Consider the following 16207-nt stretch of genomic DNA (forward strand, 5'->3'; position numbering starts at 1 on the left):
AAGGGATAACCACCATGTACCGCACAGTCCGTACGTTCGCCGTCCTCGTCGCCGCCGTCGGCGCCGTTTCCCTGCCCACCCAGGCCTTCGCCGACGAGGTGACGGTCAACACCACGACCATCACCGTCATCGGCACGGGCAACCAGCTCGCCGGCGGCGAGATCACCAACGTGGGCGGCGACGCCATCATCGGTTCCTTCGACGGCATCGACGTCCACTGACCCCATCGCCCCACCTAACCCGCACCGCCCGCGCCCGTCCCAGGCGCGGGCGGTGCCGCGTGGGACCGGGGAATCGCCCCACTCCCCCCGTCAGGCCCGGCCGCCGAACCGCCACGGGTGGACCTCGACGGCGGCGTACCGGTCGGCGGTGAGGACGGCCCGGGCGGTGTGCGGGTCGGGGGCGCGGAGCAGGACGGCGGTGCCCAGCCAGGTGTCGCCGTCGTCGGAGAGGAGCGGGCCGTAGGCGATCAGCTCGTCGCGTCCGGGCGGGGGCGTGAGGTCGGCGGGCCGGCCGGCGCCGAGGCCGAGCACCAGGTGGCGGTCACCGCCGCTGCGGCCGCCGGGGAACTCCGCCATGGTGCGCCCCAGGAGGTTGCACCAGCGCCGCAGCAGGACGTCGCGGTAGACGCCGGCCTGGTAGCAGGGCTCGTCGAAGGCGAACGCACGGGCGGCGGCCGGGTCCGGCAGGTCGAGAATGTGGACGCTGCCGGTGGGGTCGCCACCACCGTCGCCGTCGGCGTCGCTGTCGGCGAACGTGGGGCCGCGGGCGATCATCTCCGCGGCGTACCCGTCCATGTAGGACCAGTGCTCCTCCCGGAGATCGTGGCGCAGTGCCCCGGAGTGCGGCCGGTCACGGTGGTGGACGAAGAACTCCATACCCGGCACAGTGCCGTCCTGGGGCCGGCGTGTCGACCCGATTCCGGCGACGGCGCCGGCAACCCGGTCCGTCCCCGTCCTCCCGAGCCGTCACCTGGGCCGCGGCGCGGGTTCGGGCCGGTAGTAAGGCTCCCGCAGGGTCCGACGGTTCCCGGCGGCCGGACGGTCGGGGTCAGGTCGGCGAAGCGGTGGCCTTCGCCGAACTCGGCCGCGAAGCGGCCCGCAGCCAGCTGCTGACCGTCATGCCGACGACCGTCGCGGACGGCGCCCTCGGCATCCTGGGCGAACCGACCGCCGCCGCCGAACGGCAGGTCGACCCGGACGTCGAGCGGCTGCTGGGCGCCCGGCCACGCCCCTTCGCCGCGTGGGCCCACCGGAACGCCGCCGCCTTCAGGTGACCGGCCCCCGGGCCGCACCGCTACCCCAGGACCGGCCGCCCGGCGGAGCACCGCCCGCTCACGTCTCGCGCTGCGGGTGGTACTCCGCCTCGGTTATGCCGAAGGTCCAGGCCACCCCGGCGCGGGCGGTGAGCGTGCTGGGCGGCACCCGCAGCCAGTAGGTGCGGAAGGTGCCGTCGGGCTCGGCGGTCGAGTTGACCACCTCGACCATCACCACCGGCTCGTCCTCCGGCAGGTCGATCCGCCAGAGCACACCGGTCTCGTCCTGGTGCACCGGGACGGCGCCGGAGTCGGCCAGGTAGCGCTCGTAGCCGTAGTGCTCCAGCAGGACGCGGCGCAGCTCGGCGTTCTCCTCGGTGCGGATCCGCTCGGCCGTGACGGCGCCGAGCCCGGCGAGGAAGTCGGCGGGCACGGGCATGCCCCGCCAGGCGTGCATGGTGAAGCCGTCGGAGTACGCGAGGGCCGGACCGTCGGCGTGGTCGAGCCGGCCCGCCTCGTCGCGGTGCAGTTCCACCGGGCGCTCGCTGAGCAGCACGACCTCCTCGTACGGCCACCACCAGCCGGCGCCGCGCGCGACCTCGGCCAGCGCGGCGATCGCCCCGCCCTCGGTGCCGCCGGGCGCGTCCGGCCCCGCCCCCAGCACCCCGGCCGCCTCGAAGGCGGCGAACCACGGCGCGTCGTGCTGGCCCCGGACGGCGTCGAGCAGCGCGATCCGGGCGGCGACCCGGCGCTCGCGCGCCGCATCGACCACGTCGCCCTCGTCGTTCTCGATGTCCGGCTCGGGCGCGATCCGGTCGAGGACGGCGCGGCGGATCCGGTCGGCGAGCGTGTTGGTCACCGGCCCGAGCTCGCCGCCGGTGAGCGCCCACAGCGGCGCCCAGCCGGCCGCGCCGGTCCGCTCGACGGCCTGTCGGCGGACGGCGTCCCACGGCAGGGTCCGCACCGTCTCGCGCACCGTCACGGCGCCCGCCGCGCGCAGCTCCAGCGCCGCCTGCGCAGCCGCCAGCGGCGAGCCGAACCAGCGGAAGTCCGCCGGCTCGGCCAGGCCCACGGCCCGGTAGGCGGCCCGCACCGCGCGCTCGACGCCCGCACGGTCACCCGGACCGGTGGCCGCGGCGGCCGCCCGCCAGCGGGCCGTCGCCTCGGCGGGCCCGTCCGCCACGGGGGCCGGTGCCGTCTGTCCAGTCACCATCACATTCTCCGTTCCCACCCGGGCACCCTGCCCGGCCGTGCCGCGGACGCCGCGCGCCCGCCCCGATCCGTTTCCGTCGTCCGCGCGCCCCGGCGCGCGTCGTCGTCCGTCAGTCCGTCAGCCCGTCAGTCCGCGACCATGCGCACCGCGCCCGGCACGTACTCGCGCTGGCGGACCACCCGGTACCAGCCCTTGGGCAGCGGGATCGCCGCGTGCTCCTCGTGCACCACCCGGCCGCCCTCCGGCAGGTGCAGCCACGCGGTACCGAACGGCCCCGACTCGCGCCGCAGCTCGCCCGGGCCGACCACGGCGTGCGCATGCCCGGTGACCTCGCCGAGCGCCAGCACCAGCCGCCCTCGCGCGTCCCTGGGCTGCGCGGCCAGCGCCACCACCCGGACCGGCACCGCCGGCTCCTCCACCGGCACCATCAGCACATCTCCCTGACGGAACATCAGCTCTCCCTCGCCGACTCGACGCCACATCGGAATCCCACGTCACGGACCATAGGGCAGGGGTCTGACAACGAGGACGCGGACGGCATCGCCTGGGTCCCGCCCCCGTGTCCGACCCGGCGGCAGCCGCTCGCGGGACGGGTCGTCGCACCGCTCGACCAGCAGCGAGCGGCGCGACCGCGACCGGACGCCCGACGACCGACCGGAAGTCCACGGCCGGCGGAAGCCCCGGTCCGGTGGCGACCGCCACCGGGCAACGGACTCCGACAGGGGCGACCCACCGCCGTGCGGCCGGAGCCCGAGCCCCGCCCACCGGCTCGACGGCCCGGAACCCCGGTGGCGCCCGGCGCCCGGCGCCCGGACGGCGGTCGTGGGGGCTGTGCCGGACGGGGCAGGTGGGACGTGAGGTGGCGCCGGGACAACGCGCCCGGGGACCGCCCCGGGCACCGGATTGTCGGTCGGGGCTGGTAGACACTTGTTCGGCCCGCACCGACCCTCCGAGGAGCAGCGCATGACGGTCAACAACCACATCGAGGAGTTCCACGGCCTTCCCGTGTTCGACTTCGTCGCCGCCGTCGACGAGGGCGCCGACCTGCCGGAGCCGGCCGCCGCGGCCTGGAAGATCGGCATCGAGTTCGAGGCGGAGCAGGACTGGGTCTCGCGCTGGCAGCAGTTCCTGGACCGCGTGGACGTCTCCCGGGTCACCGCCGTGGTGGTCGGCGAGTGGTCGCAGGACGGCCCGGACAGCTTCGCCGGACCGCTGGCCGCGATCCTCGGCGCCGCCGATCGGCTGCCCGCGCTGCGCGGCCTGTTCATCGGCGACATCACGTACGAGGAGAACGAGATCTCCTGGATCGACATGACCGACGTGACGCCGGTGCTGACGACCTTCCCCCTGCTCACCGAGCTGGTCGTGCGCGGCGCCTCCGACGAGTCGGTCGAGGGCGAGGGCGTGATGCTCCGGCCGGTGCGGCACGAGCACCTGCGGGCGCTGCGGTTCGAATCCGGCGGCCTGCCCGCCGCGGTGCCGCAGGCGGTCGCGGCGAGCGAGCTGCCCGCACTGGAGCGGCTGGAGTTCTGGCTCGGGGTGGAGAACTACGGCGGCACCACGCAGCTGGCCGACCTGGAGCCGTTCCTGGACGGCACGCGCTTCCCCGCGCTGCGCCACCTCGGCCTGCAGAACAGCGAGATCCAGGACGAGATCGCCGCCGCCGTCGCGCACGCCCCGGTGGTGCCCCGGCTGGAGTCGCTGAACCTGTCGATGGGTGTCTTCACCGACCAGGGCGCGACGGCACTGCTGGAGGGCCAGCCGCTCACCCACCTCAAGTCCCTCGACCTGCACCACCACTACCTCACCGACGCCATGCAGCAGCGGCTGCGCGAGTCGCTGTCCGGCGTGGCGATCGACCTCTCCGAGCCCGGCAAGCCCGACGACCGGTGGCGCTACGTCGCCGTGGCCGAGTAGCAGCCCGCGCGTCGAGCGCCCCGTCAGCCCGTTCGTCCAGCACCCGCTCCAGCACCGACCAGCCATGCCGCCCAGGGGGGCACCGTGTTCATCACCAACACCGTCGACCGCTTCCTCCACCTGCCGGTCGTCAACGTCTCGCTCAACGAGCCCCACCGGCACGAACGGCGCCGGTCGACCGACGAGCTGCCCGCGGCGGACGCCGCCGCCTGGCGGCTGACCGTCGGCTACGGCTCGAAGCACGGCTTCGACGAGCTCTGGTCGGCCTTCCTCTCCGCGGTCGATCCGGCCGCCGTCCGCGCCCTGCTCATCGGCCCCTGGTGGGTCCGGGACTACGTTCCGGTGCGCGAGACGCTCGACCGGGTCGTCGCCGACGCCGATCGGTTCCCCGCCCTGGAGGCGCTCTTCATCGCCGACGTGACCTCGGAGGACTGCGAGATCTCCTGGCTGGAGATGTCGGACGTCACCCCGGTGCTGAAGGCGTTCCCGCAGCTCACCGACCTGGTGGTGCGCGGCGGCAACGGCCTGCGGCTCGACCCGGTCCGGCACGACCGGCTGACCGACCTGCGGTTCGAGAGCGGCGGGCTGCCCGACGACGTGGTGCGGGCGGTCGCGGCGAGCGAGCTGCCCGCACTGGAGCGCCTCGAACTGTGGTTCGGCGTGGACGAGTACGGCGGCGACGCGACGATCGACGACGTCGCGCCGATCCTGACCGGCACCCGGCTGCCGTCGCTGCGCCACCTCGGCCTGGAGAACAGCGAGTTCCAGGACGAGATCGCCGCCGCCGTGGCGCACGCCCCGGTGGTGGCGCAGCTGGAGTCGCTCAGCCTGGCGATGGGCGTGCTGAGCGACGACGGCGCGGCTGCGCTGCTCGACGGCCAGCCGCTCACCCACCTCAAGTCCCTCGACCTGCACCACCACTACCTCACCGACGCCATGCAGGAGCGGGTGTGCCAGGCGCTCCCCGGCGTGGACGTCGACCTCTCCGACGCCGAGGAGGACGACGAGGACGAGTGGCGCTACGTCGCGGTGGCCGAGTAGGCGGGCACCGATGCTGACCACGACCGACCGTGCCGCCGGCCCGGCCCGGACCACACACCCGGCGGGGCCCGCGCACCGGCTCCCGGCGGACGGGCGGCTGACCGTGCTCGGCAACCCCGGCCATCGCCGGGTGACGCTGTTCACTGCCGCCGCCCGGGCCGCCGGCCTGCCCGAGCCCACCGTCCTCCCCTGGCTCGACCTGCTGCGCGGCGGCTACCGGCTGCCCGCGGGCACCGTGCTGCGGATCGAGTCACCGGGCGAGGAGGAGGCGGTGGACGCGCTCCTGCGCCGGCCGGCGCTCGGCGCACGGTACGCGCCGACCCGGGTCGAGGGCGGCGCCGCCTGGTACGCCGGGGTGACGGCCGCGCTGCGCGCGCTGGCCCGGACCCCCGGGGTGCGGCTGCTCGGCGACCCGGAGGAGATCGCCGTGATGTTCGACAAGCGGCGGGCGCACGCGCTGCTGTCGCACGCCGGGGTGCCGGTGCCGCGCGCCCTCGACGGGGCCGCCGTCACGGGCTGGGACGACCTGCGCGCCCGGTTGGACGCCGAGGGGCTGCGCCGGGTCTTCGTCAAACCGTCCCACGGCTCCTCCGCTTCGGGCGTGGTGGCACTGGAGTTCGGTCCGCGCGGCCAGCTGCGGGCCACCACCTCGGTGGAGCTCGCCGACGGAGGGCTGCACAACTCGCTGCGGGTCCGGCGCTACCAGGAGGAGCGGGCGGTCGCGGAGCTGGTCGACCGGCTCGCCCCGGACGGCCTGCACGTCGAGCAGTGGGTGCCGAAGGCCTCCCAGTCGGGCCGCTCGGCCGACCTGCGGGTCGTCGTGGTCGCCGGACGGGCCACCCATGTGGTGGTCCGCACCAGCGCCCAGCCGATGACCAACCTTCACCTCGGCGGCGCCCGGGGCAGCCTGGAGCTGGCCCGCCAGGCCGCAGGTCCGGCCTGGCCGGACCTGCTGGAAACCGCGGAGCGGGCGGCCGCCTGCTTCCCGAACTCCCCGATGGTCGGCGTCGACGTGCTGCCGACCGCCGCCTGGCGACGGGCGGTGGTCGGCGAGGTCAACGCCTTCGGCGACCTGCTGCCCGGCCTCCCCGGCCTGCCCGAAGGCCCGGCCGAGGGCCTCGACACCTACGCCGCCCAACTCGCCGCCCTCGGCGCACCGGCGACCACGACCGCGACCGCAGCCACGACCGCTACCGCGCCGTCGGCACCACCGCACCTGACGATCCACCCACGTACGGAACAGCCCCGATGAACCACCAGCCCAGTACCTCCGCCCTCGCCTCCGCCCCCGCCGCCCCGACCGGGTCCCCCGACATGAACGCCGTGGTGGGCAGCCACGACCTGCTGCTCGTCACGCTCGACACCCTGCGCTTCGACGTCGCCGAGGAGCTGGCCGCCGCCGGACGGATCCCCAACCTGGCCGCCCACCTGCCCGGCGGGCGCTGGGAGAAGCGGCACTCCCCCGGCAGCTTCACCTACGCCGCCCACCAGGCCATCCTGGCCGGCTTCCTGCCGACCCCGGCCTCGCCCGACGGGCCGCACCCGCGCCTGTTCGCCGCCCGGTTCGCCGGTTCGGAGAGCACCGCTCCGCGCACCTGGGTGTTCGACGCGCCGGACCTGCCGGGCGCGCTCGCCGCCACCGGCTACCGGACGGTCTGCATCGGCGGTGTCGGCTTCTTCAACAAGCAGGGGCCGCTGGGCTCGGTGCTGCCCGGTCTCTTCCAGGAAAGCCACTGGTCGCCGGAGATGGGCGTGCCCTCGCCCACCTCCTTCGAGGAGCAGGTCGCCCGCGCGGAGCAGGTCACCGCCGAGCAGCCCGCCGGGCAGCCGCTCTTCCTCTTCGTCAACGTCCCGGCGCTGCACCAGCCGAACTGGTTCCACCTGCCCGGCGCGACGCGCGAGCACGGTGACAGCCGGGCGAGCCACGCGGCCGCGCTGGAGTACGTGGACGCACACATCGGCCGGCTGTTCGCAGCGATGAGCGCACGGCGGCCGTGCTTCGCGATCGTCTGCTCGGACCACGGCACGGCCTACGGGGAGGACGGCTACACCGGCCACCGGATCGGCCACGAGGTCGTCTGGACGGTGCCGTACGCCCACTTCACGCTCCCCGCGAGCACCCCGCCGTCCGCCGCGCCCGCCGAGGAGACCGCATGACCACCGCCCCCGTCCGGCCGACCGACGGCACGGCGCCCGCCACCACGCCCACCCCCGTTCCCGCGTCCGCGACTACGACCGCGACCGCAGCGGCCACCGGGCTGCCGTACGCGCCGCCGTACCAGTCGTACGTCTACGCCTACCCCCACAAGACCGCGTACCGCGCGCTGCCGGACCGCCCGCCGCTGCGCGAGCTGTGGACGGGCGAGGCGCAGCACGCGCTCTCCCTCTACCTGCACATCCCGTTCTGCGAGGTGCGCTGCGGCTTCTGCAACCTGTTCACCCGGATCGGCGGTCCGGACGGTCTGACCACCGCCTACCTGGACGCCCTCGACCGGCAGGCGGACGCCGTGCGCGCGGCGCTGGACGAGGACGCCCGGTTCGCGCTCGCCGCGTTCGGCGGCGGCACCCCCACCTATCTGAGCGCCGCCGAACTGGAGCGGCTCTGCGACATCGCCGAGCACCGGATGGGCGCCGACCTGCGGGCGGTCCCGCTGTCCGTCGAGGCCTCCCCCGCCACCGCCACGGCCGACCGCCTCTCCGTGCTCGCCGAGCGGGGCACCACCCGGCTGAGCCTGGGCGTGCAGTCCTTCGTCGACGCGGAGGCCCGTTCGGCGGTCCGTCCGCAGAAGCGCGCCGACGTCGAGGCCGCACTGGGCCGGATCCGCGACGCCGGGTTCCCGGTCCTCAACATCGACCTCATCTACGGCATCGACGGCCAGACCGAGGCCAGTTGGCTCCACTCGCTGGACGCCGCGCTGGCCTGGGAGCCCGAGGAGCTCTACCTCTACCCGCTCTACGTGCGCCCGCTGACCGGCCTGGCGCGGCGCGGGGAGGCGGAGAGCCCGGTCCAGTGGGACGCCCGCCGACTCGCGCTCTACCGGGCCGGCCGCGACCACCTGCTCGCCCACGGCTACCAGCAGGTGTCGATGCGGATGTTCCGCCGGGCGGCCGCACCGCAGGCCGGGGTGAGCGAGTACGCCTGCCAGACCGACGGCATGGTCGGTCTCGGCTGCGGCGCCCGCTCCTACACGTCCCGGCTGCACTACTCCTTCGACTACGCGGTGGACGCCACCGAGGTGCGCCGCATCATCGACGACTACGTGGCCACCGAGACCTTCGACCGCGCGGTGGTCGGCCGGGCCATGACGCCGTCCGAGGCGCGGCGGCGGCACCTCGTGCAGTCGCTGCTCCAGGCCGAGGGGGTGGCGCTCGCCGAGTACCGGGCCCGCTTCGGCAGCACGCCGGACGAGGACTTCCCCGCCGAGCTGGCGGAGTTCCAGGCCCGCGGCTGGCTCGCGAACGCCCCGGACGACGCGGACGACCCGGAGGCCACGGGCGGCACGGGCGGCTCGCTCCGGCTGTCCCCCGAGGGCCTCGCGCACTCGGACGCGGTCGGCCCGATGCTGTTCTCGCCCGAGGTGCGCACGCTGATGGCCGGGTACGAGGCGAAATGACCTTCCTCGGCATGCCCTCGGCCGGGCCTCCCACGGACGTCCCCGCCACCGACCTCCCCGCCACCGACCTCCCGAGCGTCGGCGGCCCGGCCGGAGGGCCCATCGACCTCAGCCTGCTCTACCGGGGCCCGCTGGCCTCCTGCGACTACGACTGCCCGTACTGCCCCTTCGCCAAGCGGCGCGACACACCCGGCCAACTGCGCGCCGACCGCGCCGCGCTGGAGCGGTTCACCGGCTGGGTGGCCGGCCGGGCAGGCACCGGCGACACGGTCTCGGTGCTGTTCACACCGTGGGGCGAGGGGCTGGTGCGGTCCTGGTACCGGCGCGCCATGGTCGAGTTGAGCCATCTGCCGCACGTCCGGCGGGTCGCCGTCCAGACCAACCTCAGCTGCCGTACCGGCTGGCTGGCCGAAGCGGACCTCACCGCCCTCGCGCTCTGGGTCACCTACCACCCGGGCCAGGTCGACCACGACCGCTTCCTCGCCAAGTGCCGTGAACTCGACGCCCTGGGCGCGCGGTACAGCATCGGGGTGGTGGGGCAGCCGGAGCACCTGGCGGCGGCCCGGCGGCTGCGCGCCGAGCTGTCCCCGGCGGTCTACCTCTGGATCAACGCCGCCGAGGGCCGCACCTACACCGACGCCGAGGCGGCCGACTGGACCGCGCTCGACCCGCACTTCGGCTTCAGCCGACAGGCCCACCCCAGTGCCGGCCGCCCCTGCCGCACCGGCGAGTCGGTCCTGTCGGTCGACGGCGACGGCACCGTCCGCCGGTGCCACTTCGTCCGCGAGGAACTCGGCAACCTCTACGACGGCTCCTACCGGCCCCGGCTCGCCCCACGACCCTGCCCGCTCCCGGTCTGCGACTGCCACATCGGCTACGTCCACCTGGAGAGCCTGCCCCTGTACGACGTCTTCGCCGGAGGCGTCCTGGAACGCATCCCGCACACCTGGTGACGAGACGTCGCGGGGCGAAAACCTGTTGCGGGCCGACCACAGCGCGTGACACCGTAACCGTGATCCCGAAGATGGTGATCCAGCGAAAGGGCTGATCATGACAGCTTGTGCCGTACCGGGCCTGGTGCTCGGCGACCCGTCGGTCCGCACGCCGACCGGGGAGCCGCAGCTCGTCTGACCCACCGTCGTTCCCCTCCTCGTCGGCGTGTTCTTCGTGCCCATTCGCACGTTCGACCACGAGGAGTCCCGGTGCCCGCCACCGTCCACACCACCCTCACACCCGTCACGGCCCTGCCCGCCCGCTGGCACAGTGAGAACGGCACACCTCCGCCGAGCCGTGTCGTGCTCGCCGACGACCGGCTGCGGGCCGATGCCGCCCACCGCCTCGCCTCCACCGGCAACGCCCTGCTCTGGCAGGGCGACTACCACGGTGCCCGCCAGTTGCTCGCCGCCCTCGCCCGCCGGGCCGAGCACGGGACCCGCCGGAGGGGCACCGCACACCCGGCCACCGCGGCCGAGGCGTTCCGGGAGCAGCGAAGCGACCGGGCCCGGACCGCACGCCTGCTCGGCCGTCTGGTGGTGCGGCTGGAGGCCGACCACGCGCTGCTGCTGCGCCGCGCGCCCGATGTCCGGCAGGCCTGCCGGGAGGCGTACGGCCCGGCGGACGGGCCCCGGGTGGTCGCGCTGAGGGAGCTGCTCGGCGTCCTCGGCGCGCGGCAGTGGCGCGAGCGGGGCGTGGAGGTGCCCGCGCTGGGGGCGCGCGTCCACCCGCACTACGGCGTGTTCTCCCCGGTCCGCGGCGAGTACGTCGACCTGGTGGCCCGGGCACCGCTGCCCACCGCAGCGGCCGGCAGCGGAACGAACGCCGGCAACAGCACCGACGCCGGCATCGACATCGACACAGCGTTCGACCTCGGTACCGGCACCGGGGTGCTGGCCGCCGTGCTGGCCCGACGGGGGGTCGGACGGGTGCTGGTCACGGACGCCAGTCCGCGCGCGCTCGACTGCGCCCGCGACAACGCCCACCGGCTGGGCCTGGCCGACCGCATCCTGGCGGCCGGCACCGGCCTCTACCCGCCGGGCGACGGGCGGGCCGCCCTGGTGGTCTGCAACCCGCCCTGGCTGCCCGCCGAGCCGACCTCCGCCCTCGAACTGGGCGTGTACGACCCGGGCGGCCGGATGCTGCACGGCTTCCTCGACGGGCTGACGGAACGGCTCGCACCCGGCGGCGAGGGCTGGCTGATCCTATCCGACCTCGCCGAACACCTGGGCCTGCGCTCGCGCGCCGACCTGCAGACCGCGTTCACCACCGCCGGTCTGCGGGTCGTCGGCCGCCTCGACGCCCGCCCCCGGCACCGCCGGGCGACCGAGGCGACCCGCCACGCCCGAGGCCGCGCCGCCGATCCGGTGCGCGCCGCTCGCGCCGCCGAGGTGACGTCGCTCTGGCGGCTCGCCCCGGCGTGACGCCCCGTTGCCCATCGGACACGCACGGACACGTACGGACCACGCAAGGGACCATGCAAGGACCACGCCGGGCGGCCGAGCGGCCGCCCGGCATGGCCACCGCCGGTCCGGCGTACCTACGCTGGAAGGACGAGGAGGCGATCAGCATGCTTGGAGACGCACCCCTGGTGGCGATCATCCCTGCCGCCGACCTGGCCCGGGCGAAGTCCTTCTACACCGACACCCTCGGCCTCGAACTCACCGACGCCGGTGCGGAGGGCGACCTGACCTTCGAGTGCGGCGGCACCGAGTTCGGCATCTACGAGACACCCAGCGGCGGACAGGCCGCCCACACCCTGGCGAGTTTCAAGGTCCCCGACCTGGACGCCGAGATGGCCGCACTGCGCGGCAAGGGCGTCGTGTTCGAGGAGTACGACTTGCCCGGGCTGAAGACCGTCGACGGCGTCGTCGAGGCCGAGGGCATGCGCGCCGCCTGGTTCAAGGACAGCGAGGGCAACATCCTCTGCCTGAACGAGCGGACCGCCGGCTGACGGCCGCCCGATCCGACACCACCTGAGCGCCCGGCCGGGACCGACCCGGCCGGGCGTCGGCCTGCCCGTTGCCGGACCACCTCGGAATCGACCTCGCACCCGCCCGAATCACGGCGGGATCGCATCAGGATCGCGTCAAGATCGCGGCGGAATCGACCGGAAATGTCCGCACACGGATCTCACATAAGCATGATCAATTCATCGAATGTCCGCATTGCACCAATATTTCCCGCAATGCCCGCTCTGCTTCTTTTGGTGCGCTGCGGGCGTTTTGCTGGTTCACGCCCGACCCGCACCCCCGACGATCGGCGGGGTTCGCCGACCGGGATTTGACGTCGGACGACGGCCTTGGGGATAGTCCGTTCCGGGCCGACGGGCGATTCCACCGATCTCCTGCTCGGGGGCAAGGAGACCGGGGGTGCGATGCGATTTCCGAAAACCGTGGGGACGGTCCTGGCCGTCGCCCTGAGCACGCCCCAGGCGCCGGTCCACGCGGCCCCGGCGGAAATCGTCGGACCACCCGCGTCCGCCGCAGGGGCCACCAGGGGCGACGAATCGTTCATGCAAATCGTCGCGCACCAGGACGACGACCTCCTCTTCATGACTCCGGACCTCAACCGGCAGTACGGGGCGCCGTCCGTCACCGTCTTCCTGACCGGCGGCGAGACCACGGGCACCCCGTTCCCCGGCCCGTGCGCCTACTCCGAGAGCCGGGACACCGGCGCCCGGGCCGCGCACGCCCGTCTGGCCGGCGTGGCCAATCCCAGCTGGAACACCGCCGCCGTACGGCTGACCAGCGGAAAGACCGTCCAGGTGGACACCCTGGACCAGGCGCCGCAGACCAAGCTGGTGTTCCTCCGGCTGCACGAGGGCGGCGACACGAACTTCCCCGCCGTCCCCGGCCAGGCCACCATCGACACCCTGTTCAACGAGGGCCCGGGCGGGCCGTCCCACCAGGCCACGCTCGGCAGCCTGCCCGCGGACGGCGAGTGCGACCCCGCATACGCGAACCAGGACTACACCCACGATGAACTCGTGGCCACGCTCACCGAACTGATGGAACGGTTCCGCCCGACCGTGCTGCGCGCCCAGGACCCACGGGTGCCCTACGGCTACAGCCGCGATCCGCAGAATCCCGCCGACCACAATGACCACATCGCCGCCGCGCGATTCGCCGGAAAGGCCGCCCTGGGTTATCACGGACCGGACGGAAACGGCCGGGTGATACTCCGTAACTACCGCGACTACAACGTCCGAATGGACCCGCCGAATCTGCCCGCGAGTGCGGCTCGGGAGAAGCGGAAGACCTTTCTCGCCTACCTCGGACCGAAGCGTTCCGTGGCCGGCGGCTGGTATTCCGGCGCCCATGACCCGCTGCCGGATCCGGACGAGCCCTATTTCTACGGCACATTCCCGTCCCGGCAGTATCCGCGGTGGTCGAACGGCACCGCCTGGGCGGCCCAGGACGCCACCGGCGCGCTGAACGCCTTCGCGGTGCTCGACAACCGGGTGCAGGCCTGGCGCGAGTCCGTACCGGGCGGCGCGTGGAGCGGACCGGTGCCCGTCCCCGGCGGCGAGGACCTCGCGCCCGCGCTCGGCCTGGTGCGGGACGCCGCCGGGCTGATCCACCTGTTCGGCATCCGACTGAGCGACGACCGGATCGTCACCGTCGCCCAGTCCGAAACCGCTCCGGGCAGTTGGGGCGAGTGGACGGTGCTCGGCACCCCCGCAGCCGCCCCCGCCCCCGGGTTCGTCGGCGGCCCCGCTCCGGTCCTCGGCGGCAACGGGCGGCTGACCGTGTTCGTCCGCAACACGGGCGGCGGCGTCAGCGCGCTGAGCCAACTGCCGGACGGCGGCTGGCCTGCGGACTGGGCCGACCTCGGCGGCGCCCGGGTGCGGGACGGCCTCGCCACCACCCTCGCCGCCGACGGCCGGATCGAACTCTTCGCGCCCACCACCGACGGCATCGGGCACTGGCGGCAGTCGGCGCCCGGCGGCCCGTTCGTCCGGGACACCGCCTTCCTCGGCCCGGCCCCGGCCGGGCCGCTCACCGTGAGCCGCGCCGACGACGGCCGGCTCGCGCTCTACTTCCACCAGGCCGGTACCGGACAGGTCGTCACCCGCTCCACGCGGCCGAACGGTTCCTGGACCACCACGCCCGAGTCACTGGGCGGCCCGGCCGGCCTGGAGGGCGTCGCCGCGGCGACCGGGAAGGACGGCCGGACGACCGTGGCCATCCGCAACGGCGCCGGCGGGATCAGCCTGGCGACGCAGTCGGCGCCGCACCGGAGCGCCGGCACCCAGTGGTCGGACCTCGGCCGGCAGGTCGTCGGCGCGCCGACCGTGGTGCTCGACGCCGTCGGCCGCCGCGTCGTGCTGGCGCTCGGGCCGGACGCCGTCCTGCGCTTCGCGCGGCAGGCCGAACCGGCGGCCGAGAGCCCGTTCGGCCCTTGGCAGCCGGCCGGGAACTGAAACCCGGCTCCGGCCGGCGCCGCGGCGCCGACGACAGGAAGCCTCAGCCCTCCGCAGCGAGCCCCGGGACGGCGGCGTCGAGGGCGAGGGTGACCTGGTCCAGCAGGGCCCGCAGCGCGGCGAGCTCCTCGACAGGCAGGCCGGTCGCGGCGAGCAGGCGGCGCGGCACCCGACCGGCCCGCTCGCGCAGGGCGGAGCCCTCTTCGGTGAGGCTGACGGTGACCGAGCGCTCGTCCTCGGGGCTGCGCTCGCGGCGCACCAGGCCGGCCGCCTCCAGCCGCTTGAGGAGCGGGGAGAGGGTGCCGGAGTCGAGCCGGAGCTGCTCGCCGATCCGCTTGACCGACAGGTCGCCGTGCTCCCAGAGGACGAGCATGACCAGGTACTGCGGGTAGGTCAGGCCGAGGTCCTTGAGCAGCACCCGGTAGACGCCCCCGAAGGCGCGGGACGCCGCGTTCAGCGCGAAGCAGATCTGCCGGTCCAGGCGGAGCAGATCGGCGTCCTCGGGCAGGACGGACAGGTCGGACAGGTCGGGAAGCTCCGTCGGCTCGGTCATGGCTCCATGGTAGCGATGCCACTCACACCATTGAGTTGTGCGCAATTGAATTGCGTGCTCTACTTGTTCCGGCAGACGGCCCGAGCGGACCGTCGGACCGAGACTTCGCACGCAGGACGGAAGGGAACGGACATGGACGCGCTCTACACCGCAGTCGCCACCGCCAACGGCCGGGAGGGCCGCGCCGTCAGCTCCGACGGACAGCTCGATCTCGCCCTGGCGATGCCGCCCGGCCTCGGCGGCAGTGGGCAGGGCACCAACCCGGAGCAGCTCTTCGCGGCCGGCTACGCCGCCTGCTTCGCCAGCGCGCTGGGCCTGGTCGGCCGGCAGGCGAAGGTCGACACCGGCGACATCTCGGTGACCGCCGAGGTGTCCATCGGCCGCGACGGCGAGGGCTTCGGCCTCGCCGTGGTCCTGCGGGTCGAGCTGCCGGAGGCGCTCGCGGGCGAGACCGGCGAGCTGCTGGTCAAGAAGGCGCACGAGGTCTGCCCGTACTCCAACGCCACCCGGGGCAACATCCCGGTCGAGCTCGTCGTCGAGTAGTCGAGTAGTCGAGGGGTCGAGCGGCCTAGTAGTAGATCACTCGATTTGTCGACAACCTACAGCCGGCCATCGACGGGCCCCGTTGCGCAGCCGCGCGGCGGGGCCTCGCCGCGTCAGCCGCCCGGCCCCCGAGGCGGACGCGGCGGCACGGGCGGGACGGGCGGCGGCCCGCCACCCACCCCGCCCCCCGGCGCCCCGCCCGGCCCACCGCCCGCCTCGTCGCGCAGGACCTCCAGGCGGTGCCGGTACTCGTCCGCGTCGATCTCGCCGCGCGCGAACCGCTCCGCGAGCACCTGCTCGGCCAACGGCGTCGGCCCACCCGACGACCCCACCGGGCCCGGCGGCCCCGCGGCCCACGCCCCCTTGGGCGGCGGCCCGGACGCCCGCGACTGCCGGGCCAGGAGCACCGCGACCGCCACCAGCGCCAGCAGGACCAGCAGCAGCCCCAACGCCATCAGCCCCAGGCCCCAGCCGCCGAACCCGTGCCCGTGCCCGTAGCCGCTCCAGTACGTCATGACGACCTCCTCACCGCCCCGGCCGACGGGCGGCGGCCGTGACGGCCGGCCCGCCCCGGGGCGATCGGCGCCTCACCACCATCCTGCGCCCCCGCCCGTCGGAGCGACGTGAGGAGCGGGGCACCGGCCAGGCCGGA

17 protein-coding genes are annotated in these 16207 nt (G+C 74.6%); 12 read left to right on the forward strand and 5 right to left on the reverse strand.

Annotated elements, in window-relative coordinates:
• The first annotated feature begins 14 nt into the window (after positions 1 to 14).
• Positions 15 to 221 carry a hypothetical protein gene (locus ACFU74_RS01285; protein ID WP_380749841.1) on the forward strand — a complete coding sequence of 69 codons (207 nt, stop codon included), beginning with the start codon at positions 15 to 17 and terminating at the stop codon, positions 219 to 221.
• A 90-nt stretch (positions 222 to 311) separates the two neighbouring features.
• Here ACFU74_RS01285 and ACFU74_RS01290 read toward each other — a convergent pair whose 3' ends face one another.
• Positions 312 to 878 (reverse strand): YciI family protein, encoded by a 567-nt coding sequence (locus ACFU74_RS01290; RefSeq protein WP_380749844.1) that lies wholly within the window; start codon positions 876 to 878, stop codon positions 312 to 314.
• A gap of 188 nt (positions 879 to 1066) precedes the next feature.
• Between ACFU74_RS01290 and ACFU74_RS01295 the strand changes: the two genes are divergently transcribed.
• Positions 1067 to 1276: a hypothetical protein gene (locus ACFU74_RS01295; RefSeq protein ID WP_380749847.1), complete on the forward strand. Its 210-nt coding sequence runs from the start codon at positions 1067 to 1069 to the stop codon at positions 1274 to 1276.
• A gap of 58 nt (positions 1277 to 1334) precedes the next feature.
• Here ACFU74_RS01295 and ACFU74_RS01300 read toward each other — a convergent pair whose 3' ends face one another.
• Together ACFU74_RS01300 and ACFU74_RS01305 are read right to left on the reverse strand one after the other, a co-directional pair.
• Entirely contained in the window at positions 1335 to 2468 is a 1134-nt protein-coding gene (locus tag ACFU74_RS01300; protein WP_380749850.1) for a DUF6745 domain-containing protein, read from the reverse strand.
• A gap of 125 nt (positions 2469 to 2593) precedes the next feature.
• On the reverse strand, positions 2594 to 2920 hold the full coding sequence (locus ACFU74_RS01305) for a hypothetical protein (protein WP_380749853.1): 327 nt from the start codon (positions 2918 to 2920) through the stop codon (positions 2594 to 2596).
• Between the two features lie 511 nt (positions 2921 to 3431).
• On the opposite strand from ACFU74_RS01305, the gene ACFU74_RS01310 reads away from it, so the two are divergent.
• The 9 genes from ACFU74_RS01310 to ACFU74_RS01350 all read left to right on the forward strand — a co-directional run bounded on the left by ACFU74_RS01310 (position 3432) and on the right by ACFU74_RS01350 (position 14459).
• Positions 3432 to 4385: an STM4015 family protein gene (locus tag ACFU74_RS01310; RefSeq protein WP_380749856.1), complete on the forward strand. Its 954-nt coding sequence runs from the start codon at positions 3432 to 3434 to the stop codon at positions 4383 to 4385.
• 84 nt (positions 4386 to 4469) lie between these two features.
• Positions 4470 to 5426, forward strand: coding sequence for an STM4015 family protein (locus tag ACFU74_RS01315; RefSeq protein ID WP_380749859.1), 957 nt, complete (start codon positions 4470 to 4472; stop codon positions 5424 to 5426).
• Positions 5427 to 5436: 10 nt separating this feature from the next.
• Positions 5437 to 6678: an STM4014 family protein gene (locus tag ACFU74_RS01320; RefSeq protein WP_380749862.1), complete on the forward strand. Its 1242-nt coding sequence runs from the start codon at positions 5437 to 5439 to the stop codon at positions 6676 to 6678.
• Between the two features lie 62 nt (positions 6679 to 6740).
• A complete protein-coding gene (locus ACFU74_RS01325; protein WP_380749963.1) occupies positions 6741 to 7583 on the forward strand; it encodes an STM4013/SEN3800 family hydrolase in 843 nt (280 codons plus the stop codon).
• Complete coding sequence (locus tag ACFU74_RS01330; protein WP_380749865.1) at positions 7580 to 9040, forward strand: STM4012 family radical SAM protein; 1461 nt, start codon at positions 7580 to 7582, stop codon at positions 9038 to 9040. The genes ACFU74_RS01325 and ACFU74_RS01330 overlap by 4 nt, the downstream gene beginning before the upstream one ends.
• A gap of 101 nt (positions 9041 to 9141) precedes the next feature.
• A complete protein-coding gene (locus ACFU74_RS01335; protein ID WP_380749966.1) occupies positions 9142 to 9993 on the forward strand; it encodes an STM4011 family radical SAM protein in 852 nt (283 codons plus the stop codon).
• 249 nt (positions 9994 to 10242) lie between these two features.
• Complete coding sequence (locus ACFU74_RS01340; protein WP_380749868.1) at positions 10243 to 11457, forward strand: methyltransferase; 1215 nt, start codon at positions 10243 to 10245, stop codon at positions 11455 to 11457.
• Between the two features lie 53 nt (positions 11458 to 11510).
• Positions 11511 to 11987: a VOC family protein gene (locus tag ACFU74_RS01345; RefSeq protein WP_380749871.1), complete on the forward strand. Its 477-nt coding sequence runs from the start codon at positions 11511 to 11513 to the stop codon at positions 11985 to 11987.
• A 561-nt stretch (positions 11988 to 12548) separates the two neighbouring features.
• Complete coding sequence (locus tag ACFU74_RS01350; protein ID WP_380749874.1) at positions 12549 to 14459, forward strand: hypothetical protein; 1911 nt, start codon at positions 12549 to 12551, stop codon at positions 14457 to 14459.
• Positions 14460 to 14502: 43 nt separating this feature from the next.
• On the opposite strand, the gene ACFU74_RS01355 is transcribed toward ACFU74_RS01350, so the two are convergent.
• Positions 14503 to 15012: a MarR family winged helix-turn-helix transcriptional regulator gene (locus tag ACFU74_RS01355; protein ID WP_380749877.1), complete on the reverse strand. Its 510-nt coding sequence runs from the start codon at positions 15010 to 15012 to the stop codon at positions 14503 to 14505.
• Between the two features lie 132 nt (positions 15013 to 15144).
• Here ACFU74_RS01355 and ACFU74_RS01360 point away from each other — a divergent pair, with 132 nt between their 5' ends.
• Complete coding sequence (locus ACFU74_RS01360) at positions 15145 to 15555, forward strand: organic hydroperoxide resistance protein (protein ID WP_380749880.1); 411 nt, start codon at positions 15145 to 15147, stop codon at positions 15553 to 15555.
• 113 nt (positions 15556 to 15668) lie between these two features.
• Here the strand turns inward: ACFU74_RS01360 and ACFU74_RS01365 are convergent, their stop codons facing one another.
• On the reverse strand, positions 15669 to 16070 hold the full coding sequence (locus ACFU74_RS01365) for an SHOCT domain-containing protein (protein ID WP_380749883.1): 402 nt from the start codon (positions 16068 to 16070) through the stop codon (positions 15669 to 15671).
• Positions 16071 to 16207 lie beyond the last annotated feature (137 nt).

Source organism: Kitasatospora sp. NPDC057500 (genome assembly GCF_042802195.1).
In the GTDB taxonomy this organism is placed as follows: domain Bacteria; phylum Actinomycetota; class Actinomycetes; order Streptomycetales; family Streptomycetaceae; genus Kitasatospora.